Source organism: Fibrobacter sp. UWB2, from assembly GCF_002210425.1.
In the GTDB taxonomy this organism is placed as follows: Bacteria; Fibrobacterota; Fibrobacteria; order Fibrobacterales; family Fibrobacteraceae; genus Fibrobacter; species Fibrobacter elongatus.
This window is the reverse complement of record NZ_MWQK01000002.1, coordinates 463,812-483,785: the sequence shown is the minus strand read 5'-3', so window position 1 is coordinate 483,785 and position 19,974 is coordinate 463,812. Positions and strand designations below refer to the sequence as shown.

Sequence of the window (19,974 nt, the reverse complement as noted above, 5' to 3'; positions counted from 1 at the left end):
AATGTCCTTTTTTATGGTTAAAACTGATGCCCGTTTGTGCATTGCAAATATACATTTTGCAACCATAAAAATGCAGGTTTTTTTACTGACAAAGTAATATTTTTACAGAACGGTTTATTTTATAAATACCATATGAAAAAGCAAGCAATACAAGACTTAAACGATTACATAAGGGAACAAACCACACAAGAAATTTTAAAGGAAATTCTCTTTATAATGTCGCAAATGAACGAAACAATAAAGCGAATTGAAAAGGCACTTAACGAACACACCGATTTTGTTAAGGGAGGCTTCTAATGTCTTTGAATGGTAGAACAAAAGCGTATATAGACGAGCACGGTGTTTATCACCCATTTAAAACAAATCCAAGTATTCCCGAAAAGAATACAAGAAAAAAGATTGACTTTATAAATTATCTTCTCGACAATATAACCGAGCCTGTTTTCACATATAGCGACAAGCAATTAAACGAAACTTTCGATTTGTCCGATGAAGATGAGGGGCTTGACATTGTTAAAATCACATTCGCCATTATGAACCATAGCCATATAGGTACAGGGGTAAACAACAACTTTGAAACTTTTGGTCATCTAATTATGGATTATGTGCCCGAACGATTTAGGGATATAAAATTTAATAGGCAAACTGACACAAAGCATTATAGCAAGCCATACCAAGATTCTATTGAAAGATTCCAAGAATGGATTTGCATGATGAAGGCTAAAATAGAAAACCACCTTGCAGAAGAATATTATTTGCAGGGCAGATTGAAAAATCTTGAAATTCTTAAAAGAAGATACAAGCAAAATTGGAGCGAATGTAAGACAGTAGATTTGACGGCTGAACAAAATCTTCGTATGGATGGCGATTCAAAAATAGAATTGAAAATTACAGACGCATAACCGTTATAAATAAGGCATAAATATTTTGTTCTCTCCTAATTAAAAGTTCCCCACATTGATTTAATTCGATGTGGGGTTTTTCATACATAAGAAAAAGGAGTGTCATGGAATACGAAATAAAACTTTTGCCACATCAGAAATCTTTATACAAGTCCACAAAAAATATTGCTGGATTGGTGTGTGGTCGTGGTTCTCGGAAAGACCGTAATTCTTTCTTGGATTATCGTTTTTCACTTGCTACAAAACAAACGAATACTTGCTTTTTCACAGACATACAAGTCACTTTCTCAAAATCTATTTGACGAAATTCTAAAGCGATTTGAAGAGCTTAAATTAAAACCAACATATAACAAGGGAGCAATGACGATTGGCTATAACAAGGGCATTTGCTTCGGTTATAGCTATGAAAACTGTGAATCATCAAGACGGTTTAACAGAAATAAATCTTTTGGTTCTTGATGAGCTTTGTTTAGCTCCAGCAGATATTTTGGCGATTACCGCCCCCTGCTTGCGTGGCAACTTTACGCCCATTATAAGGTTTGGAACATCACCCCGTCAAGGCTCCGTTTGGAACAAGTGGCTAATTGACAATATGGCTTCATCTAATATCGAAGTTTTCACGGCAAAGATGAGCGACAACACTTTTCTTTCTAAAGAATCTCTTGAACTTTCGATGAACGCAATTACTGACGAAAAAATGCGATTACAAGAAATCGAGGGCGAAATTCTTTCGGATTATGACGAAAGCTGTATTCTATATGCCAATGATTTCCCGAAGTCTTTCGTGAATAATTCTGCAAATTATCCAATTAAAATCGGCATTGACGGCTCTGGTCAAGGTAGGGACAAATCCGTAATTTGCATTCGTAAAGGAAATAAAATTATTAGCATAACGAAATATGACAAGCTAGATCCGTTTGATTGTTCAACCGCCATTAAACTTATTCTCTTAAAAAACAAGATTTCGACCGATGATGTTTATGAAATAAACATTGATATGGGCTACGGTGAACGGATATTATGCGGTGCTAAACAAAGAATATCCTAATGTGAATTTAATTCCATTTGCCTCGAAAGCGTCTAATGAATCATACGCAAACAAAAGGGCTGAAATGTATTTCAACTTAGCAAAAGCCGTGCGTAATGGCTTGTATATAGAAGACCCTGCACTTATTGAAGAGCTTACAAATACAAGATTTATGCTTGATAAAAACGACAAATATATTTTGAAGCCCAAAGCCGAATTAAAACTTATTCTAAACCGTTCCCCCGATACGGCAGACGCTTTGGCTTTGACATTTTGCGAAGAGGACAGAATGTTTGAAAAACGCATAAACAAAAAACAAATCCGTCAATATGTGCGTTCGGTATTGGGTGACCCAGATGATTAAAAGTTTAAATAAATAAAAAAGGATGGTGTAATGCCCACATCATTCATTCGTTAATTCCAAGGGCATAAGGGAGTTATTAAAATGAGTAATTTAGACAAGATTACAGAAGAAATCAAGAACGATTCTGAACCAAAAGACTTGAACGAAACAACCGTGGAAAACGAAACCACACCCGAAAAAGAACGGTGGTGAAATTCAAAAAGAAGAATCACAGCCAAAAGTTGATTTAAACACGATTTCAAAAGAAGATAAGATTACACATTCTTTCAAACAACAATTAAACAAGCAAAAAAACAAGTACGAAACCCAACTTGCAGAACGCAACAGGGAATTTGAAGAATTGAAAAGCCGTTTGGAAAAATTGGAAAATCCTGAAAAGTATAAGGAGAAATTTAGAAACGACTTTGAAAATGATGATAAGTACATAGATTACTTGGTCGAACAGCGAATGAACAGAATGTTCAAGGAAAAAGACGAAGAAACAAGAAAACAAAGAGCCATAGAAGTTCAAAGAAGGGAACGAGCAAACAAGATAAGCGAACGAATAAACAAGTGTTTTGCTACCGATGAAGAAAAGCAAGATTACTTGACAACCGTCCAACAGGCTTTCGACCAAGGACTCGAAGAACTTATAGACAAAGAAAGATATGTTTCTGAATACATCCAAAATTCAGATAACGGCCCCCGTTTACTTTACGAACTCGCCACAAATGCCGAATTGGTAAAAAATGTTTTTTCCCAAGCAGATCCAATGTCCCGTATTATGGAGCTTAAACTTTATGAAAGAGAAATGGCGAAAAATAAGGAACATAAAAAGACTGCGCCTGTTATGAATCCAAATATGGTTATTGGAAAGCCCGGGATTTCTACAAGCAAGACAAGCGACATTTTCTCAAATGACGCAGACTTGAAATCGTTTATTAGAAAACGATAATTCACACTTTTATAAATACGATATGGAAGCCCAAACAATAAAGCTAATTGTTTGGATTTCCAACAGTTTAAAGGTTTCTGTTTTAAAAACACCTTCTTTTTTCCATACCCCTTAATGGTGTAAATGTCTGTGGCGTAGCTAGCCAAAAGACACGCTGAAATGGACAGTGAATTTTCAGAAAATCATGATGAGTAAATCATTCACAAAAAATTTTAGAGGATTTTTGAAATGGAAAATAAATTATCAAACAATAAGAAAACAAAAATGGTTGCGGCTGTTGTAAGCGACCAGATGGATTATGTTAAAAAGTCCAAAAGTTATTTGCCAGAAAGTGAGCTAAAAAATAAGAAGTATGGCAGAACATACACCGTTTATATTCCTGACCCTGGCAAGGTTAAAGACGGCTTGGTTGCTGAACCTGACGCAATCGAAGAAGTTGAAATGTCTATCAAGTTGGAAAACAAGAACACATCTTGTGAAATTGACGCTTGGAATGAATTAACAGACCTTGAAGATTTCAAGAAAGAAATTGCAATTCCAAGAGGCACAAAGCTTGCAAAGAGCGTTCAGAAAGAAGTAATTGATTCTACCGTTTTCCAATCCGTCCAAGCTACAGTAACATCTGCCGCCAATTTCGCTTCTTTAAGTGATGTTTCAAACAAGTTGGAAGAAGTTGCTGTAGGTGGTGTAAAGGTTATGTTTAATTCACCAACCGTAAACGGCAAAATCGCAGCAGCAGGCTTGTCTAATTTCATTCCTGACACAATCCAAAAAGAAATTTATGGAAAGAATTATTTGGGCGAATACGCCAACGCTTCACAAATTTCTTTGGCAGGTCTTCCAATCGTAAAAGCTGGCGCTTCTGCTTGTACAATTACAGGCACAGCAATTAGCGGTGAAGATACATTAAGCGGTACGGTCGTTGGTTATGAACCTATCACAGCCGTAACTTGTGCGGGCGGTAAGAAGGGCGAAGCATTTTCTATTGCAGGCTTGAAAGTCGTTGATGTAAATGGTATGCCAACCGACCAAGATTACACCGTCATTCTCGCAAGTGATGCCGACAATTCAAACAAATGTGCTATTGCTCCAATCAGGGCAACACTTAACGCCACAGTAAGTGGTGTAAAAGTCGATAATGTTGGAAATCCGAACGCTTGGTTTGACACTTCATTTTCTTCTTTCTCTGCCACACCACTTTTAACATCTGGCAATTCTTATTATGTCGGTGTTTGTCGTGAAGAGGACGCTTTGGCTTTCGACACTTACAAGTTTGCCGACTTGCCAGGCTCTGAAAATAGCACCGAAACCGTTGACGGTGTATCCGTTAAGATGAGTGAATACGGTGATGGCTTAAATATGAAATCTTTTGTTCGATTGGACTGCCCATTTGCCGCAGGTGTTCCTGACGCAAGACGACAGGCTGTTCTTTATGTTCAGAAGTAAAGTTTAGGTGTCTCTCCTTTCACCTTGAAATGTTGGTGGATTTATTCCGCCAACATTTTTTTTATTTGCGAATTATAAATATAAAGAGGTTTAAAATGATTTCTGTAAATGATTTAATTCAAAACGCTTTTTCAAGATGTGGGCTTGTCGGTGATGGTCAAGCAGTCAATGGAACAAAAGCAAAGACAGGTGAAAATGAATTGAAAGACCTTATTTCAGTTCTTAACACACAAGAATATATAGCGGATAATTACAGAATGTTTGATGTTGGTGGTAAGAACGAAATCACGATTGGCGACTCAATAGATTTTGACATTCAAATAAAAAATCCACCAAGTACAATTAAATCAATTGGTCGTAAACAGGGCGACAGGTTTGTTCAGTTATTGAAAACAAATGTTGAATCAATTTTTAGCAGATCTCGAAATCATCTTTCTACGCAATACACATACAATGTTTATTTCGATGAAAAGGCTCTTAAATCAAAGACCATAAAACCAAGTTTCATTGTTAGCCAAACAGAAAGCGAACTTCCACAGGCGTCTATGGGATTGGTACGGAAAAAAGGCTTATGTCATAGATACGGACAGGGTGCTTGAATGCATTCATGTCGCCACAAATGTTTGCCGTTGGAGTCATTATAGCTATACCGATTCAGACGAATGGAGAAACGAAAACTTGTATGATTTTGAATATGGCGTTATGAAGGGTTCAATAATCCTTGATTCTACAATAGATTCCGAATACAAAATTTGTTTCATCGACGATATAGATGAAATAGACTTGTCAAGTACATTAAATCTACAGGACATGTATAAATCGCTTCTATTGACAGGTCTAACTTATAGACTCGCCATTAGATACAAGTTGAATGATTGGGTTTCTGTTTTCAAGGAAGATTTTGAAGAACAGAAGTCGCTTATAAAAAGAATCAATTCATCAAACAGACCTATTGTTTGGTCAAATATGGAAGGCTCTTTTCTTGAAGATTATTATAACGGGATGAATGGCGTGGGGTGGTAAATGTCGAAAGTAAGTGTAATTTCAAACTTGATAGGCGACCAAAACAAAGCCAAATTCCCTTCTACAATGGGTTCGGCATTGTCTATAAACATGTATCAAGAATCAAACGGTGCGGTGGTCTATCAAAAGTCAGTTCCACGGTATCAAATGGATTAAGCAACTTGAAAGCACAAAAGAAGGATGCCACGGTTCTTTCGTATCTTCTACGGGTTTAGACGCCAACAACAACGCCCCAGACGCTTTTTTCGTTATCCATTCAAAATTATATAGGGTCGATTACAAATGGTCTGTGGAGTGCCTTGGAAGCGTAGATACGGGGTCATACCCAACATTTGCAGAAACGGGTGGTGAAAGACCTTTTCTTTTAATTGCCGATGGTTCAAATCTTTTCTATTACAACTTGAAAGAAGGTGGTTCTCTTCATTACATAAACCTTCCCGATAGAATAAATGAACAGGGAATGAAGATAAAGCCCACACATGTTCAAGTCGTTTCAGGTTCGATTATCGTAAACGATAGCGGTAGCGGTTACGCCTATTACTCCATTCCATACCCACTTTCACAAGAAACACGACAAGTCTATAAAATCGTGAACGGTGAAGTCCAATATAAATCCGACCACATAACACCCGAGACAGAAACCGTTCAAAGTGACCAATATGTTTTCTTTGATGATTATGGAACACCCCTTTACAAGAACGGTGAATCAAACAGCGATGCCATAAACGCACTTTACGCCATTGGTTCAAACTTAATTGTATTCGGCCCAAAATCCATTGAGTTCTGGCAAAGGGGCGATGCTGAACAATATCAAACTTGGGTTAGAACTTCATACACATTCAATAGAGAAGTTGGTTTGGATTCGCCCAAATCCGTTGCAAGTGTGAACAATAGCGTTTGTTTCGTGTCTAATGGAATGAATGCTGGCAGGGCTGTTTTTGCCATTATTGGAACAGAATTTCAAAAGATTTCAGAAACATGGCTTGATGAAATCTTGGATAATTCGGACACGGACAACGCCATTGGATTTGCTTATAGCCGTTCAAATCATGCTTTCTACGGTCTATACATTCCTAATGCACAAAATAAAAGAAGCCGAACTTTCGTCTATGATTTTTCTACAAAGCAATGGGCTGAAAGGTCTTCAAGAAATTTCAAGACGGGGCGTGATTCTGCTTGGAACTTGATTTATCCAATTTGGTTTGATAACAAGACCGTATTCGGTCACATTGGAGATGGTGAACTCGTTTATTTGGACGATAACTTTCACAAAGAAGAAGTGAACGAAAACGAAACCGTTTCTTTGATTCGTAGAAGGCAGTCACCCGTAATTTTGAACAATTACCAAAACTTCACTTTCGATGAATTGGGCGTAGAACTTAACACGGGAACGATTGACGATTACGAAGTAAATCCGAAAGTCCAATTGGAAATTTCAGAAGATGGGGGCAATTCATTCGGCAACACCATACTTGAAGAATGTGGAAAAACAGGACAATACTTTTATCGTGTTCGCTTTCTCAACTTGGGCGTTCAAAGACTTTGTGTGGTTCGCTTGACTTTTTCTGAAAATATGGATGTAACCTTGACGAACGCAAGTATTCGTATTTCACCATTAGGATTTAGCATATAAGAGGCTTTATGAAGAACGGAGAAATAAACAATACAACACCAATAGAAAATTTAAGGGAAATTCTAAACGGGGCTTATTCCGTCAATACCGTAAACGATTGGTCTGTTATTGTCGTAAGTTCAAATGTGGAATTTTGGGAATTGTGGTGTCAGAAAGCCGGTTCTTATTTGTTGCCTGCAAAAGCTGATAAAACCTTAATCGCCAAAGTATTTAATAACGACGGATCCGTTTCTTGTCAAGTTGTGAAGATAGGACAGACGGCAATTTGTGTTTCTCAACCCTGCAAAGTTGAAATCCAGAAATTAAACACAAAAAATTCAATGTAAGAATTGGAGGATGATTTATGAACCCATTAAAATCAATGGCGAACGCTTTGGGCTTTGGTAATTCCGACCAAGTGGCAGACGCAAAGAAAGCTATAAACCAAAATAAAGGATTGTGGCAGAGCAATTATAACGAGAATCAAGACACTTTGAATAAGTATCTTAATTCTATTTCTCAAGCACACGACACGACTTTAAAAGACAAGTACAATCAGGCTAAGTACAATTATGAAAATATTGGTACTTATGACCCGTCAAAATTTGAATACAATAAAACCGTTGAGGACTTTATGTCCCCTGCCGTTGATATGAGAATCAAGACGGCAAATGACGCTATAACAAATTCACAGGCTAACGCTCGGAAACATGTTCAGTTCCGATTACCTAAACGCATTAAATGCGAAATCACAGGCTATGGCGAGTGAAGAATACGACAAGGCTTTTAATAGATACAATCAAGACAAGTCACAGGCTTTACAGGAACAACAATTCAACGCAAGCGAAAACCAAAACGCCTACAAATCACAAAGCGACTTATACAAAACCCTTATGAGCCAATTAGGGAACGATTACAACACCGACACGACAAACTGGCTTAATGGTCTAGGCGATTATTACGGGGGCTTGATAAATTCAAACAACGCATACACAAACGGAATGGCGAATGTGAACACTTCGCTTGCAAATGCTTCATTGTCTGAAAACAATGGTGTTGCCGATATGCTTAATTATAGCCTTAATTTGTTTAATTCAATAATGGCAGGATAAGGAGGTTTAAAAATGTTAGGAAGTTGGAATTATTCATTAAACACATTACCCCAAGTAGAAACACAAAACAAAATCATGTTCGACAATGGGGCTTTGCAAAACCACCAACAGGCAGGAAACGAAAGAGAAGAAATGCTTAATAGCATTAAGACGATGTTGGATTATAACCCCAGTTTAGATACTTCAATGGCTGACGATGAAATACCAGAATTTAATTCAGAAGAAGTCAAAAATGAAGTTTCAAAACAATTGCTCAATGGCGAAGATTTGGAAAAACTCAAACCAAACGACAATTCAACCCACATCGGTTTCGACCAAAACGCACTTGATTATCACCGCCAAAATGGATTGAAGAATACAATTAAACAAATGCTTATGAATATGGGCGGTGGTTTAATGGCGTTGTAAGAGGGGGTTATATGTCTTTGAATATACAATGGCGATTTCAAGACCCGATAGACTTTTCAGGCGTTTTAACAAGAACACTTGAAAATAAGCAGAAAACTTATAACGAAATGGCTAAAAACTTGGGTGAAGGAATACGAAATACGCATGATTACTTGCTAGATAGGGAAATGGCTGAATTGATGGAAGGACAAACACGCCAACAACAAATAGACCGTTCCAACAGCGAGCAAATGAACAAAGAAATTCTGCTTATTCAAAATGAAATTAAGGAACTTGAAACCCAAAAAGCTCAACTTAAAAATCAGTTGGTGGAATTGGAAAAACAGCTTGAAAACGAAAACGGGAAATATCTACAAAATGAAATTCAAATGAACGATGAACGAAATTCTGTGGAGGTCATATAATGGAAGAAATTGAAGAAAATGGAATGGCGACCAACGCAAACGCAAAGCAAACGCTCGTTCAAAATATCGAGCTGTTAAAAAATCAAATTGCGAACATCGACAAACGAATTGCAGATTTGCAGGGAACCATCCCGACAATCAAAGAAAAATACGCTCCACAGGCAATGAATGACAATGATTTAGAAAATCTAATTGCAATGAATAGGGCTAAACGAATTAAGAAAGACAACACCGCACAAATACAATGGAATTGGCAAAAGAACCGTGAAGACGCCGAAAGAAGATTCCAACAAAACTTGAACAATTCAAACGCAAGTCAAACACGAATGAAAGTAAACGGTGCTGCAAACGACATTAGACAAAAGCAAATTTCAATTGCAAATGACTTTAGGCAAATGACGGCAACAATCGACCCATTCCAGAGAAAAGCCTATGAAGATAAAATTTTAACTGACTTAGACCAAATGAATTTAGCTTATGAAACACTTTCTAAATCATACACCCCCGAACAATTGGCAAGTTTCGGATTGTCTGATTTGAGCGATTACACAAAGAAAGTCAAAGAAGCCATTAAGCAAGGGCAATTCAGTGCGGACGCTGATTTCGCAAAAGTCGTTGATATACAGACGGAATACGAAAAGCACCTTCGTTCTGGTGACTTGACCGATGAAATGAAGCAGTCCATGCTTACACAATTAGAGCCATTGATTCAAAACAATTCAAAAGAAGCTTTTGCCCTTAAACAAAAGATTCTAAGTGGCGAAACAGAAAAGGAAACTTTTGAAAGAGAATCAAAAGCAAACGCCCGTTCAAGAGCGATTGGTGCAGGCAACGAAAAGGCAGATGCAAACAAGATGTCTTTAGACGAACTTTTAAGCAAGTGGCCGTTAAGCAAATACGAACAGATCGCACTTGAAAAGAAATATAGCCCAACGGCTCAAAATGACGATGCCACAAAATACAAGTCTATGGGAATTTCAGAAAAGAAACTTTGGAAGGCTAGAAACTCAAACAAGTTTAATTATTTGAGAAATAAGGGGTTAATCTAAAATGGCAACAAATAAAGAAAATCTAATTGATGAACTTATTGAAACCGCTGTTCTTTATGAACCCAACAGCAATGAAGAACAGTATTTGTTGAATATCGCTAAACGAATGGAAAATCTTTCCGACTCCGAATTAGCAAAGTTTATTGCCGTGAACAGGGATGGACTTTCAAACTTTTTGCCACACGATGCGACTTTATGGACTTTGGCAAATTCCAAAGAACCGAATTGGAAAGATAAAGATTTGGATTTGCCAGCAATGTTCAATGATAAGGAAATTCTTTATAAGTGGAACAAGCCGAGCGAATATAGCGAGGAACGACTTGCAGAAATCGCCAAACAAAATGGAATACCCCTCCCAACCTTGAAAGCCGAACTTGAAAAGCAGTCACTTATTCAATCAAGAAAAGACAATATGTGGCCAGAATGGGCTTTTGGTCATTCTGTAATGAATCCAATTATGAATATGGTTCAGGAGATTTTCACTCCTCGACTTTATGAAAAAAGACTTCGTGAAGGCGTGAATGCAGATTTGTTCACCGACAAAAAAGGCAACTTTGACCCAAGTCTTTTATTGGATGTTGGTGAAAACGCCCTTTATGCCATTCCATACGGAAAAGTTGCGGGAACTGCTATTAAACCAATATCGACAATGTTGAAGTCAAGCGGAAAAACGGGTGCTATTGCCCGTGGCTTAAATTTCGCCATTGAAAACGGTGCAAATCCATTCATTATGGAAGGCTTGGACGCTCTCGCATACGATGACCCTGAAAATGACCGTTCATCTTTTAATGTTGGTGACGCCCTACAAGGCACAGCAACCAACATTGGAGCCCCTGTTTTGTTAAAGGGTGTGCCAATGGCTATTTCACGATATAGAAGCGGTTCTGGTCGCCCTGATCGTGGCTTGCTTAAATGGTTATATGAAATTGGTGAAGGCGGTGCAGAAGATGTTATGGCAAGAATAAAGGCAAATAACAAACGCTTCGATGAACTTCAAGATAGAGCCGTAAGATTTGGAAAAAGTGATTTGGACGAAACAGAAAAAGCGTTTCTTAATTCATACCCACGAAACCAAATGAATGATGAAATCTTGGAACATATTTTTGAACAAGAGGGAAAGACATTCAGGGATAAAGTCGAAAATTATTTAAAGACATTGCCAGAAAGTGAATCCAAAGTTTTAAAACTTGTAGATGGAAATGACGGCAAAAAAATAATTTCGATACAAGAAACAGAAAATGCAGTTCCCAACGATTTCAAGGTAAAAGAATCGGCAGATGAAATTTTACCCGCCTTGGAAAATTCACCATATAAGGAACTTAACGACAAGAATCTAAAAACAAATAAAAAGATTCTTCAAGAAAATTCTGCAAAGTCCTTTATCACGAATAAATACGGTGATTACGGATATGAAGAAGATAAAAATTCAAATATCCCTGGCATTGGCGTGCTTATCAATTTAATTCAAGAAGCTAAAAAAGAAGAAGCCGAAGAAAATGCTAAAAAGGACGCATTAAAGCGATATAGAATTAAAATGATGTTGGGGGAATAAATGGCAACAAGTAGCGAATATAAAAAACTTATAGAAGGGTTCTTGGGTGGTTTACTTTTGGCGTCTGGTCGTGGTGGAAATAGCAAGATTTCCAACATGCTACCGTCAAGAAATAAATCGGATTTTACCCATAGCCTTAATTTTTCATATTCAAATCAGGGCTATGTTCCAAACGGTATTTCACAATGGCGTTATTTGGATAAGGCGAACCAATCGCCAAACGCAAAAGAAAGAACTTTTGGATTTGATGAGAATGGTTCACAATCGGAAAGTTCAGTTTCTTCAATGGTGAAATCAAGTGGTGGAACAACGCCTGCAAATGAAGAAACAAAATGGGTGTTTGTGGCTAATCCAACATGCTGTGAAAAATGTTTAGCTTTAAACGGACATGTTGAAGTTTCACCAACCGAACCGACCTTTTATGGGCATGTGCCAAATCGTGAAGGGCGTTATAACTGCAAGTGTCATTGGTTAAGGTTAAAATAGAGAATGGTGCTTAAAAATAAGCACCATTTTTAATTGTTTAAAAAATATTACAGACATTTTTTGTCGGAAAATGCCTATTTCGGGCTTTTTTTAAAGTGTAAAAAATAAAATCTTAATTTATCCGAAAAGAAGGGTTTACAAGCGGTAAACCAGATTATAATTTGCAAAGTGCAGACAAATTAACGCAATTAAACAAAAAGGAAAAAAAATGGATTTTAAAGAACTTATCACTCCCCAAATCGTGAAAGCGATTCACGACACGCCATATGCCAAATATGATGGTGTCCCCAAGAATGACAAAAAGGTCATTGCCCATTATTCAATCATCAAGTCGTTTCCTGAAAAGAACGCTATTGGCTTTAGCAATTGCCATTGGTTTGTTTTGGAAGACGATGATTTTGACGCCCCGTCTAAAAAGTATCAAAACAATTTTGGAAAAGTTGTTTTTGGTGCTGTGGATTTGGGAATGGGTCTGGAACTTGGTTCGTTTTCTCTTGACGAACTTTTTGCCGTAAACGATAAGAACACCCGTGTTTATCGTGATGATTCTTTCGAACCATTGACAAAGACAATGGCTGAAATGGTTGAAACCCTTAAAATTGATTGGATGGTGTAATATGGTAAAATATACCCTCATTGGTGTAAACGGAAACGCAAATTCCATTATGTCTTATGTGTGCCAAGCCCTTAAAAACGAGCGTCAAGCAATGGAACTTGCAGAAGATGAATATGAAGCTATCAAAGCCGATTATTTGAAAGATGCCAAATCAAAAGATTACAACCATTTGCTGTGTGTGTCTTTCGATATGATTGAACGCATAAACAAAGACATTGGCTGTGAAATTTCAGACGATGACGAAATTGTCTTATCCAAATAAATCAACAACCCAAAACCAAAAAGGAAAATACAACATGAAAAACTTCAAAATCACATTCCAAATCGAAACTGCTGACGATGTAACCTCCATTGCGGTTGGTCGTATCATTTCAAAAATCGAAGAAGTCGCATATGGCGAACTTGGAAAAATTGGCGATTTCAGCATCAATACTTCTTTTGGAAGTCTTGGAAACAAGCCTACAAAAAATGTGGTTGCCGAACCCATAACAAGCCCATCGGAAGTTAAGCCCAATGAACCTATTGTTTCTATGGCTCCTGTAGAACCCGAAAAAAAGAAACGCCGTCGCCGTCGTACCAAGAAAGAAGTTTTGGAGGGGCGTAAATAATGCGTAAAATGAAGCAAGTGGAAAAATCCGAAATGTTCGATTGTCTAACCGTTACAAAAGTGGAAGTGTTCCCATTTGTGGAAGGCGCAGAACTTGGAAATGTAAAAGGATTGGCGACAATCATTTTGAATGACCAAATTCTAATTCGTGGGCTTCGTGTTATGAATGGTGAAAATGGCTTGTTTGTGGGCTTTCCCACAGATCCATTCTTCAAGGGTGAGGAATTTCGATATTCCGTCAACCCTATGACAAGGGAACTTCGGGAACACATCGAAAGTTGTGTCTTGGAGAAATATGGGAATTTGAAATCAAAATAGATTGAAACCCCTATCAAATCATTAAACCGTGGTCATTGACCACGGTTTTTTCGTCTAATACGCATTTCAGGCTTGTTTTGTTGTCGATGGGGTGTTTGTATGCCCAAGGCTAGAAAACGGTTTCTGGGGTGCTTTACGGGTCTTTTTTGTCGCAATACATACATCATTGAATGTTTATTTGATTGTGAGGTGATTATGAAAGCTGGAAAAGGTGTTTTGAAACATAGAAAGTCTATTGGCTATGTAAAACAGCCCACCGTGGAGAGGGTTGATGAAATTTTGAAAAGCGATTATGAAAATGATGTTGAATTGGGTATTTTTGCGACTTCATTCGTGAATTGGTACACCGCCAAATATCATTGTTCTATGACTTCCGCCTATAGAATGATGAACCTCCTTGAAAATGTCTATGATTACAATTTTATTAGATGGTTCTATGGCTGATATGAACTTAAAAGATAAGTTCACATTCAAGAAAAATAAGTTTACGCTGAAACTTATTTTTCTAGGGGGATATAGCAAAATTTAGAAAAGTAGGCTATATTACGGCTCGTGATGATTTGATAGCCTTGAATAAGCTACAAGATTTTATTTTAAAAGTATAACTTGAAAAATAATTTTTTGTGTAAAGGTGCTGAAATCAAAAAATTAAAAGTACATTATGGTTGGTAGATGTTGAATCTGCACATCCTTATAAATACAATGAGAACAAAAATGCTTGCATTGCTTTAAGTGTGTGGTGTTAGCAAACAATTAATATGGAGAGAAAAAAATGAAGAAAGTACGGAAAGAATATTCCGAATATATCTTGTAAAAGACAACAGCTGTATGAACTTGGAAATGGGTTTACACTTCAACCGTCAAGAACCCAATTAAAAAGTGAATATAACATTATATCACAAACAGAAGAATCGCTAGGAATAAAAATCCTGCCATTAAACTTGCACTCTGTTATGAGCAGGGCTGTTTATCTTTTGTCAAATTACAATAGCATAGCAAAAAAAATTGACATTTGTACACAAGAATATTTAAATAATAAATCAACTTCTAATTTATTATTAAATAATACATGTATTATAAAGTCAAGAAAAGCATACGAAACAGACACTTCGTCAAAAGATTTATTGAAACAAATAAAAGATTTTTGTAAAGGGCGTTTTGTTGACACACAATGTTTTGCACCTTCAAAAGAAATCGTTGTCAAAGACGAGAATGGATTTTTTGCCGGCTATAAACGAGTTCCATTGGTTACAATATCGCCCATAGAAGATTTTCGTATAAAGTGGCATTTGAATTACACATACAATTCAACATTCGTTAATTGGTATAATTTACAAGAGATAATAGAACACTTTGCTCCTGATTATCCACGGAACGATTATCGAGTACGATGATGTAATAACAACCTTAAAAGAACATATGGCTTTGATAGCCCCAACCTGTAACAAATTGGTTGATGATTTAATCAATGCTTTTTACACGGAAAGGGATTTTGAAGAATCATTGGAATTGTTTAAAAATGACTTCAAGAATTTAGACTTTCTAAAGAAAGTAATGATGGTAAGTTGTCGATGTTGCCACAATATAGAAGATGAAGAAAAACCAAAGATAAAGTTGCACATCTATCGGACAAAATGGGCGTGAACGCATTTATGAAAAAGTCCGATCTTGGGATGGCGTTTGGTCGCTTGAAATACCACTTTCAATAAAAGAAAAATTGTATAAATGGTACGCTACCGAGAAAAGAAAATGCGTGAAAGAACTTAAAAATAAATTGTCGCCATATTTCGTGACACGGAAAAGGTTGGGACGCCCAACACATAATAATAAGCGACCCCAAAAACAGAAATGGGTTACAAAATTTATTTGAAAGCATTTCTCAGCAGACAAAGCGAAGGAATGTTTCTTCGGTGAACAATGAAGAATGTGAACAATGTAAAAAAGAAGTTCTTGATTATCTTGAAGAATTTATAAAGGCGATTGGCGACCAATCGAACGCAAGGGCTTTTGTAGAAAAATATAATATTCAAAAATAGGAGATGATAAAATGAGTTACAGATGGTTAAACATTTGGGCTAAAGATTACACAATCAATAATATTTCATACACATTTATTTTTACTTCGTGTCGAGATATTAGCTCGCCTTATTCTATGCGGTGATTCAAGGCTTAACGGCAAAGCTATGGGGCTATTGGCGAAATTTCAAGACATTACAAAGAATTGCAGGATTTCGTCAAATTCTATGGCGAGAAAAGTAAATCTTTTTAACTTCATACCCGTAGCAAACATCTTGTGTAAAGACCAAAACGAATGCAGAAATCTTCATAGGTTATCGAATGTAATTTTGAAAAGATATTACATCAATGATTTTGGTGGGCCAGCAATTCCGAATTTTCCCTACAATGAAATTATGTCTTTATATAGAGGAATTTTGCGATATATGAGAAAACCGTCAAAGTCACCCAATCCATTATATTGGGATATGATGAATTTTATTGATGAAAAATATTGTATTGCAAAAGAAAAAGGCCAGATCTACATTATAGACAATGTAAAAACGGTTAAGGTAGGTGCGTCACACAATGCTATTACACGCTTTAGGGAATTAAAAGCTAATGGCGAAATAGATTTAAACGCTCGTTTGATGTGGGTTTATGATGTTCCCGATATGTATGGCTTTGAAGCCCTGGCACACGCCCTGCTAAACCAATGGAAAACACAAAATCCAATTTATTCAAGTAATAGGGCTGTTGGGTGGCGGAATGCTTGACGAACATTTTTCGTGTTCATCAAGTTCAGCCGAAAAAATTATAGAATGTTTCTTGAAAAAGAAATACACCTATAAAACTTTTACGAACTGCTTATAAAAAATAGGGCGATTTATTCGCCCTGTTTCTTTATTTTTCAATAAGAGATTTTAATCTTGCAATTTCAGCTTCGTGTTGCTTAATCTCGTTTTCAATTTTAAGTCTATTCATTTGATTATAAGCCTGAATCAATTCTGCGCATTTTGCGTTGAACGCCTTTACAGCAGCTTGATCAGGAAAAGTTGTGTCGTAGGAGGTTTCAAAGAGTCGTTCATCATATACTTCGTCTAACATTTCAGACACATCGCCCAAAAGTTTCCATGTTTCCACAGCGTCGTGGGCGCGAGCGATGTTGTCCGTGTATAAGTTTGCTTTTCTTGGCATATTGTTTCCTTTTTATGTTTTGTTCGTGATTTCAAACACCAAAAGGAAATCTAAACAAAGTGCTTAAAAAATTATTGATTGTATGAAAAATAACAGTTATTTTTACGGCAACAGCTTATTAAACTTTTCTTCGCAAAATTCACGACCCCTGCCGTTTAGGGTTTCTTTTTTCTCAAATCCGTATTTGTCTAAGTATCTATGAACGGTTTTTTCTTTATAACAAGAAAAGGATTCTATATCATCAGTTTCTTGGAATGAATAGACCTCTTGTCCCCTTTCGTTTTCGCCTATTACATAGCCTGAAGTCTTGTAAATATAAAGACTTGTAGCGGTTGCGTGATTGTCGAAAACAAATAATTTGTGTTTGCTAGGAAAATAAACGAATCCTTTTGCATCGTAGCTTTTCTGCGAACAAATCAAACGGTCTTCTACTTTTGAACACTTGCGTATATTTTCGAAGTTGTAATGGTCTGCTGAATTTGCCAAGGCTATAAACGACAAAAGTAAAATAAAGAAATATTTCATTTTTAAAGTACCTTCATATTTTCATTAAACCATTTCCGAAAATCGTCTATCTTGTCAAAAATGGTTTTAAGTTCCTCGATTGATTTTGAATTTACCAAATTATATAATTGGGGTTCATTTTCTTCTGCGACAGAATCAATGCTAGAAGATAATTCTAAAAGTTTATCAAGTAATGTGGTTACGGCTTCCAAATGTTCAGGCGACTTAATGCGTCCAGACATTAAGTCGTCAATATCATTCTGGGCGTCCTCTATAAAGGTCGCTTGATTTACCTTTTCTAATTCATCTTCCGTCATTTATTGGATTTACGCCTGTTGCAGTCACGGCAAAGCATTTGGCAGTTGTTGTCTATTGTCGGACCGCCTTCACACCACGGTGTAATGTGGTCGGCTTCCATTTCTTGCATTTCAAAATGTTGTTTGCATATTGGGCAAATGCCAAGCTGCTTTTGATACGCCTTGATTTTCTGCTTGTCCGTAAACGCACGAATCGAAAGATAATGTTCTTTGCCCGTCAAGATATAAGGGTAAATGCCTTTTTTGTTTGTGACATCATCATCCAAAAGCAGACGGGTTACTTCGTTATCTATAACGGTGAAATTCAGTTTATCGTCTTTGTGTGCTTCGTACAATTCACCCCATTCCAAGCCCTTCATAAGTTTCTTTCTTTCCTTGGTCGGCTTGAAAGTGGTATCAATCCAATCTATGACAGATCTAAAATAAAGCCACAGTTCATTGGCGTTATCATCGTGCTGATGTTTCGCCATATAGACTTCAATATTTTCTTTGGAAACCCATTTAATAGCGGTTTCCAAATATTCCTGACGAATAGCAGAACCGTTCAAATAATCTTGTCCGATTTTTTGTGCGGCACAACCAACTTTGCTGAAATATCTTTTTGCGTCAGAAAGCCACGGTCCGAAATAGACTGCGTTTCTTAACTCTTGTCGTGTTAATTCTTCGCCAGCAATATTGATGGTTTCAAACCATTTCAATTTTTCTTTGTCAGTTCCTTCGCAAATATAAACCAACAGCTCGTAATTATCTATTTGTTCCTTTTCATCTTTCTGCAAGTTGTGATAGAACTTGAACAAGTGGCTAAAATCGCCATTCACATACTGACAAATAGAAATGGTGCGTTGCTGACCATCAATAACTTCAAATGTCCCGTCTTCACGCTTAGCCCAATACATCACATTCAACGGGAAGCCCTGACGAACGGTTTCTATAACGGCGTCACGCTGTTTGTCTTTATAGATAAATTCTCGTTGATATGGAGGGCGAATGTCAAGTAGACCACCGTAGGCAGAAACACGACCTGTTTCGGGGTCATCTTTATAATCCTTAACCAAATCTTTTATGGTGACTTTCGTTAATGTGATTTTCATTTTTCCACCTATTGAATACGACGGATTAAAATTCTTTCATATATTCTTTTGCCGTTGATATATGGCGCACCTTTAGGCATGGAGTCTGTACTTGAACCCAAAATTTCAAATTGTTCTGGATTGTATTTATCCATAAATGTTATAGGAACACCCATCACGCCATCATAATCCATAGGAATATATTCAGTTCTTTCCACATTGATTCCGTCGTAATTGTCATATTTGGGGTATTCTTCAGGATTATAACTTTTATAAAGAATCAATTTTTCGTGTCTTTTTTTATGGTCTAAGTTTGTGAGCCATAAGCAGTTGTTTGTTGAAACAATTCTTTGACCATATTCGTTTTCTTTCGCTTCTGTTCCATAAAGTTCGTAATTGTCAGGAACAATAAAACCGGAAATCCATCGTCCCATTCCTGTCCCTAACCAAACCTTATTTTCTTTTAACAACGGAAAAATTTCTTTATAATGAATGGCGTTTATATTCCCTATAATAAGAAACTTTTTGTTAAATTCCATAAGTTGGGAAACATATTCCCTAAACAAACTGAACGGAGGATTCGTAACGACAATGTCGGCTTTTTTCAAAAGTTCAATACATTCATTACTTCTGAAATCGCCATCACCTTCTAAATAATGAATTCCGATTTCTTCGGGATCAGGCACTTTATTTCCGTTTTTATCACCATTATATTCTAGCCAAATAGCCCTATCAGCGTTGTTTTGGGAGAATAAATCCATATCCTGATTTTTATAACAGGTCGTGATAAGTTTTTTCAAACCTAAATGTTCGAAGTTATAAGAGAAATAATGAAAGAAATTACTTACACGAGGGTCGTCACAATTGCAAAGAACTGTTTTGTTTTTGAAATGGTCTTTATAATTTCTAAGTTCTTTTTCGATGTCGCAAAGTTGGGTGTAAAATTCGTCTTTTTTCCCTTTCTTTGCTTTGTTCATCAATTTATTCTGTCTTGCCATTTATCAAAACTCCATTATTTTACGGCATTAAAA

General features: G+C 36.7%; 29 protein-coding genes. 24 read left to right on the top strand and 5 right to left on the bottom strand.

Annotated features, from left to right (window positions below):
* The first annotated feature begins 132 nt into the window (after positions 1-132).
* The 24 genes from B7982_RS14870 (at position 133) to B7982_RS05355 (ending at position 16,631) form a co-directional block, all read left to right on the top strand.
* Positions 133-297, top strand: coding sequence for a hypothetical protein (locus B7982_RS14870; protein WP_158212969.1), 165 nt, complete (start codon positions 133-135; stop codon positions 295-297).
* Entirely contained in the window at positions 297-902 is a 606-nt protein-coding gene (locus B7982_RS05460; protein WP_088659875.1) for a hypothetical protein, read from the top strand. The genes B7982_RS14870 and B7982_RS05460 overlap by 1 nt, the downstream gene beginning before the upstream one ends.
* Before the next feature lie 403 nt (positions 903-1,305).
* Positions 1,306-1,950 carry a hypothetical protein gene (locus tag B7982_RS05455; protein ID WP_088659874.1) on the top strand — a complete coding sequence of 215 codons (645 nt, stop codon included), beginning with the start codon at positions 1,306-1,308 and terminating at the stop codon, positions 1,948-1,950.
* Between the two features lies 1 nt (position 1,951).
* Positions 1,952-2,293, top strand: coding sequence for a hypothetical protein (locus B7982_RS05450; RefSeq protein ID WP_088659873.1), 342 nt, complete (start codon positions 1,952-1,954; stop codon positions 2,291-2,293).
* Positions 2,294-2,633: 340 nt separating this feature from the next.
* Positions 2,634-3,227, top strand: a complete 594-nt coding sequence (locus B7982_RS05445) for a hypothetical protein (RefSeq protein ID WP_144065922.1) — start codon at positions 2,634-2,636, stop codon at positions 3,225-3,227.
* A gap of 228 nt (positions 3,228-3,455) precedes the next feature.
* The gene (locus tag B7982_RS05440) at positions 3,456-4,673 is read left to right on the top strand and encodes a P22 phage major capsid protein family protein (RefSeq protein ID WP_088659871.1); all 1,218 of its coding nucleotides are present in this window, start codon (positions 3,456-3,458) and stop codon (positions 4,671-4,673) included.
* A 95-nt stretch (positions 4,674-4,768) separates the two neighbouring features.
* Positions 4,769-5,272: a hypothetical protein gene (locus tag B7982_RS05435; protein WP_088659870.1), complete on the top strand. Its 504-nt coding sequence runs from the start codon at positions 4,769-4,771 to the stop codon at positions 5,270-5,272.
* A gap of 533 nt (positions 5,273-5,805) precedes the next feature.
* Positions 5,806-7,329 (top strand): hypothetical protein, encoded by a 1,524-nt coding sequence (locus tag B7982_RS05425; protein ID WP_088659868.1) that lies wholly within the window; start codon positions 5,806-5,808, stop codon positions 7,327-7,329.
* An 8-nt stretch (positions 7,330-7,337) separates the two neighbouring features.
* The gene (locus tag B7982_RS05420; RefSeq protein ID WP_088659867.1) at positions 7,338-7,655 is read left to right on the top strand and encodes a hypothetical protein; all 318 of its coding nucleotides are present in this window, start codon (positions 7,338-7,340) and stop codon (positions 7,653-7,655) included.
* A gap of 17 nt (positions 7,656-7,672) precedes the next feature.
* A complete protein-coding gene (locus tag B7982_RS05415) occupies positions 7,673-8,077 on the top strand; it encodes a hypothetical protein (RefSeq protein ID WP_088659866.1) in 405 nt (134 codons plus the stop codon).
* Entirely contained in the window at positions 8,067-8,420 is a 354-nt protein-coding gene (locus B7982_RS05410; protein ID WP_088659865.1) for a hypothetical protein, read from the top strand. The genes B7982_RS05415 and B7982_RS05410 overlap by 11 nt, the downstream gene beginning before the upstream one ends.
* Before the next feature lie 12 nt (positions 8,421-8,432).
* Positions 8,433-8,828, top strand: coding sequence for a hypothetical protein (locus B7982_RS05405; protein ID WP_088659864.1), 396 nt, complete (start codon positions 8,433-8,435; stop codon positions 8,826-8,828).
* 11 nt (positions 8,829-8,839) lie between these two features.
* Entirely contained in the window at positions 8,840-9,232 is a 393-nt protein-coding gene (locus B7982_RS05400; RefSeq protein WP_088659863.1) for a hypothetical protein, read from the top strand.
* Positions 9,232-10,281 carry a hypothetical protein gene (locus B7982_RS05395; RefSeq protein WP_088659862.1) on the top strand — a complete coding sequence of 350 codons (1,050 nt, stop codon included), beginning with the start codon at positions 9,232-9,234 and terminating at the stop codon, positions 10,279-10,281. The genes B7982_RS05400 and B7982_RS05395 overlap by 1 nt, the downstream gene beginning before the upstream one ends.
* Position 10,282: 1 nt before the next feature.
* Positions 10,283-11,833: a hypothetical protein gene (locus B7982_RS05390; protein WP_088659861.1), complete on the top strand. Its 1,551-nt coding sequence runs from the start codon at positions 10,283-10,285 to the stop codon at positions 11,831-11,833.
* A complete protein-coding gene (locus B7982_RS14775) occupies positions 11,834-12,319 on the top strand; it encodes a hypothetical protein (RefSeq protein WP_144065921.1) in 486 nt (161 codons plus the stop codon).
* Between the two features lie 208 nt (positions 12,320-12,527).
* Positions 12,528-12,935 (top strand): DUF2958 domain-containing protein, encoded by a 408-nt coding sequence (locus B7982_RS05385; RefSeq protein ID WP_088659860.1) that lies wholly within the window; start codon positions 12,528-12,530, stop codon positions 12,933-12,935.
* 1 nt (position 12,936) lies between these two features.
* Positions 12,937-13,197 carry a hypothetical protein gene (locus B7982_RS05380; protein WP_088659859.1) on the top strand — a complete coding sequence of 87 codons (261 nt, stop codon included), beginning with the start codon at positions 12,937-12,939 and terminating at the stop codon, positions 13,195-13,197.
* Positions 13,172-13,543: a hypothetical protein gene (locus B7982_RS05375; protein ID WP_158212968.1), complete on the top strand. Its 372-nt coding sequence runs from the start codon at positions 13,172-13,174 to the stop codon at positions 13,541-13,543. Before B7982_RS05380 ends, B7982_RS05375 begins: the two co-directional genes overlap by 26 nt.
* Positions 13,543-13,860: a SpoVG family protein gene (locus tag B7982_RS05370; RefSeq protein WP_233138384.1), complete on the top strand. Its 318-nt coding sequence runs from the start codon at positions 13,543-13,545 to the stop codon at positions 13,858-13,860. The genes B7982_RS05375 and B7982_RS05370 overlap by 1 nt, the downstream gene beginning before the upstream one ends.
* Positions 13,861-14,055: 195 nt before the next feature.
* Positions 14,056-14,304: a hypothetical protein gene (locus B7982_RS05365; RefSeq protein ID WP_088659857.1), complete on the top strand. Its 249-nt coding sequence runs from the start codon at positions 14,056-14,058 to the stop codon at positions 14,302-14,304.
* A gap of 509 nt (positions 14,305-14,813) precedes the next feature.
* Positions 14,814-15,254, top strand: a complete 441-nt coding sequence (locus B7982_RS14770; RefSeq protein WP_144065919.1) for a hypothetical protein — start codon at positions 14,814-14,816, stop codon at positions 15,252-15,254.
* Positions 15,255-15,770: 516 nt separating this feature from the next.
* Positions 15,771-15,896, top strand: coding sequence for a hypothetical protein (locus B7982_RS15130; RefSeq protein WP_255396735.1), 126 nt, complete (start codon positions 15,771-15,773; stop codon positions 15,894-15,896).
* Positions 15,897-16,343: 447 nt separating this feature from the next.
* Positions 16,344-16,631, top strand: coding sequence for a GIY-YIG nuclease family protein (locus tag B7982_RS05355; protein WP_158212967.1), 288 nt, complete (start codon positions 16,344-16,346; stop codon positions 16,629-16,631).
* Positions 16,632-16,758: 127 nt separating this feature from the next.
* Here the strand turns inward: B7982_RS05355 and B7982_RS05350 are convergent, their stop codons facing one another.
* From B7982_RS05350 to B7982_RS05330, 5 genes are all read right to left on the bottom strand, one after another.
* A complete protein-coding gene (locus B7982_RS05350; protein WP_088659854.1) occupies positions 16,759-17,052 on the bottom strand; it encodes a hypothetical protein in 294 nt (97 codons plus the stop codon).
* 102 nt (positions 17,053-17,154) lie between these two features.
* Positions 17,155-17,577: a hypothetical protein gene (locus tag B7982_RS05345; protein ID WP_088659853.1), complete on the bottom strand. Its 423-nt coding sequence runs from the start codon at positions 17,575-17,577 to the stop codon at positions 17,155-17,157.
* A 2-nt stretch (positions 17,578-17,579) separates the two neighbouring features.
* On the bottom strand, positions 17,580-17,873 hold the full coding sequence (locus B7982_RS05340; protein WP_088659852.1) for a hypothetical protein: 294 nt from the start codon (positions 17,871-17,873) through the stop codon (positions 17,580-17,582).
* Positions 17,870-18,964, bottom strand: a complete 1,095-nt coding sequence (locus tag B7982_RS05335) for a DUF262 domain-containing protein (RefSeq protein ID WP_088659851.1) — start codon at positions 18,962-18,964, stop codon at positions 17,870-17,872. Before B7982_RS05335 ends, B7982_RS05340 begins: the two co-directional genes overlap by 4 nt.
* An 8-nt stretch (positions 18,965-18,972) precedes the next feature.
* Positions 18,973-19,941, bottom strand: coding sequence for an adenine-specific methyltransferase EcoRI family protein (locus B7982_RS05330; protein ID WP_088659850.1), 969 nt, complete (start codon positions 19,939-19,941; stop codon positions 18,973-18,975).
* Positions 19,942-19,974 lie beyond the last annotated feature (33 nt).

What these genes read in the sequence shown, in the direction of transcription:
- B7982_RS14870 (WP_158212969.1), top strand. Translation starts at nt 133, where the DNA reads ATGAAAAAGCAAGCAATACAAGACTTAAACGATTACATAAGGGAACAA.
- B7982_RS05460 (WP_088659875.1), top strand. Translation starts at nt 297, where the DNA reads ATGTCTTTGAATGGTAGAACAAAAGCGTATATAGACGAGCACGGTGTT.
- B7982_RS05455 (WP_088659874.1), top strand. Translation starts at nt 1,306, where the DNA reads ATGAAAACTGTGAATCATCAAGACGGTTTAACAGAAATAAATCTTTTG.
- B7982_RS05440 (WP_088659871.1), top strand. Translation starts at nt 3,456, where the DNA reads ATGGAAAATAAATTATCAAACAATAAGAAAACAAAAATGGTTGCGGCT.
- B7982_RS05435 (WP_088659870.1), top strand. Translation starts at nt 4,769, where the DNA reads ATGATTTCTGTAAATGATTTAATTCAAAACGCTTTTTCAAGATGTGGG.
- B7982_RS05420 (WP_088659867.1), top strand. Translation starts at nt 7,338, where the DNA reads ATGAAGAACGGAGAAATAAACAATACAACACCAATAGAAAATTTAAGG.
- B7982_RS05415 (WP_088659866.1), top strand. Translation starts at nt 7,673, where the DNA reads ATGAACCCATTAAAATCAATGGCGAACGCTTTGGGCTTTGGTAATTCC.
- B7982_RS05410 (WP_088659865.1), top strand. Translation starts at nt 8,067, where the DNA reads ATGGCGAGTGAAGAATACGACAAGGCTTTTAATAGATACAATCAAGAC.
- B7982_RS05405 (WP_088659864.1), top strand. Translation starts at nt 8,433, where the DNA reads ATGTTAGGAAGTTGGAATTATTCATTAAACACATTACCCCAAGTAGAA.
- B7982_RS05400 (WP_088659863.1), top strand. Translation starts at nt 8,840, where the DNA reads ATGTCTTTGAATATACAATGGCGATTTCAAGACCCGATAGACTTTTCA.
- B7982_RS05395 (WP_088659862.1), top strand. Translation starts at nt 9,232, where the DNA reads ATGGAAGAAATTGAAGAAAATGGAATGGCGACCAACGCAAACGCAAAG.
- B7982_RS05390 (WP_088659861.1), top strand. Translation starts at nt 10,283, where the DNA reads ATGGCAACAAATAAAGAAAATCTAATTGATGAACTTATTGAAACCGCT.
- B7982_RS14775 (WP_144065921.1), top strand. Translation starts at nt 11,834, where the DNA reads ATGGCAACAAGTAGCGAATATAAAAAACTTATAGAAGGGTTCTTGGGT.
- B7982_RS05385 (WP_088659860.1), top strand. Translation starts at nt 12,528, where the DNA reads ATGGATTTTAAAGAACTTATCACTCCCCAAATCGTGAAAGCGATTCAC.
- B7982_RS05380 (WP_088659859.1), top strand. Translation starts at nt 12,937, where the DNA reads ATGGTAAAATATACCCTCATTGGTGTAAACGGAAACGCAAATTCCATT.
- B7982_RS05375 (WP_158212968.1), top strand. Translation starts at nt 13,172, where the DNA reads ATGACGAAATTGTCTTATCCAAATAAATCAACAACCCAAAACCAAAAA.
- B7982_RS05370 (WP_233138384.1), top strand. Translation starts at nt 13,543, where the DNA reads ATGCGTAAAATGAAGCAAGTGGAAAAATCCGAAATGTTCGATTGTCTA.
- B7982_RS05365 (WP_088659857.1), top strand. Translation starts at nt 14,056, where the DNA reads ATGAAAGCTGGAAAAGGTGTTTTGAAACATAGAAAGTCTATTGGCTAT.
- B7982_RS14770 (WP_144065919.1), top strand. Translation starts at nt 14,814, where the DNA reads ATGAGCAGGGCTGTTTATCTTTTGTCAAATTACAATAGCATAGCAAAA.
- B7982_RS05355 (WP_158212967.1), top strand. Translation starts at nt 16,344, where the DNA reads ATGATGAATTTTATTGATGAAAAATATTGTATTGCAAAAGAAAAAGGC.
- B7982_RS05350 (WP_088659854.1), bottom strand. Translation starts at nt 17,052, where the DNA reads ATGCCAAGAAAAGCAAACTTATACACGGACAACATCGCTCGCGCCCAC.
- B7982_RS05345 (WP_088659853.1), bottom strand. Translation starts at nt 17,577, where the DNA reads ATGAAATATTTCTTTATTTTACTTTTGTCGTTTATAGCCTTGGCAAAT.
- B7982_RS05340 (WP_088659852.1), bottom strand. Translation starts at nt 17,873, where the DNA reads ATGACGGAAGATGAATTAGAAAAGGTAAATCAAGCGACCTTTATAGAG.
- B7982_RS05335 (WP_088659851.1), bottom strand. Translation starts at nt 18,964, where the DNA reads ATGAAAATCACATTAACGAAAGTCACCATAAAAGATTTGGTTAAGGAT.
- B7982_RS05330 (WP_088659850.1), bottom strand. Translation starts at nt 19,941, where the DNA reads ATGGCAAGACAGAATAAATTGATGAACAAAGCAAAGAAAGGGAAAAAA.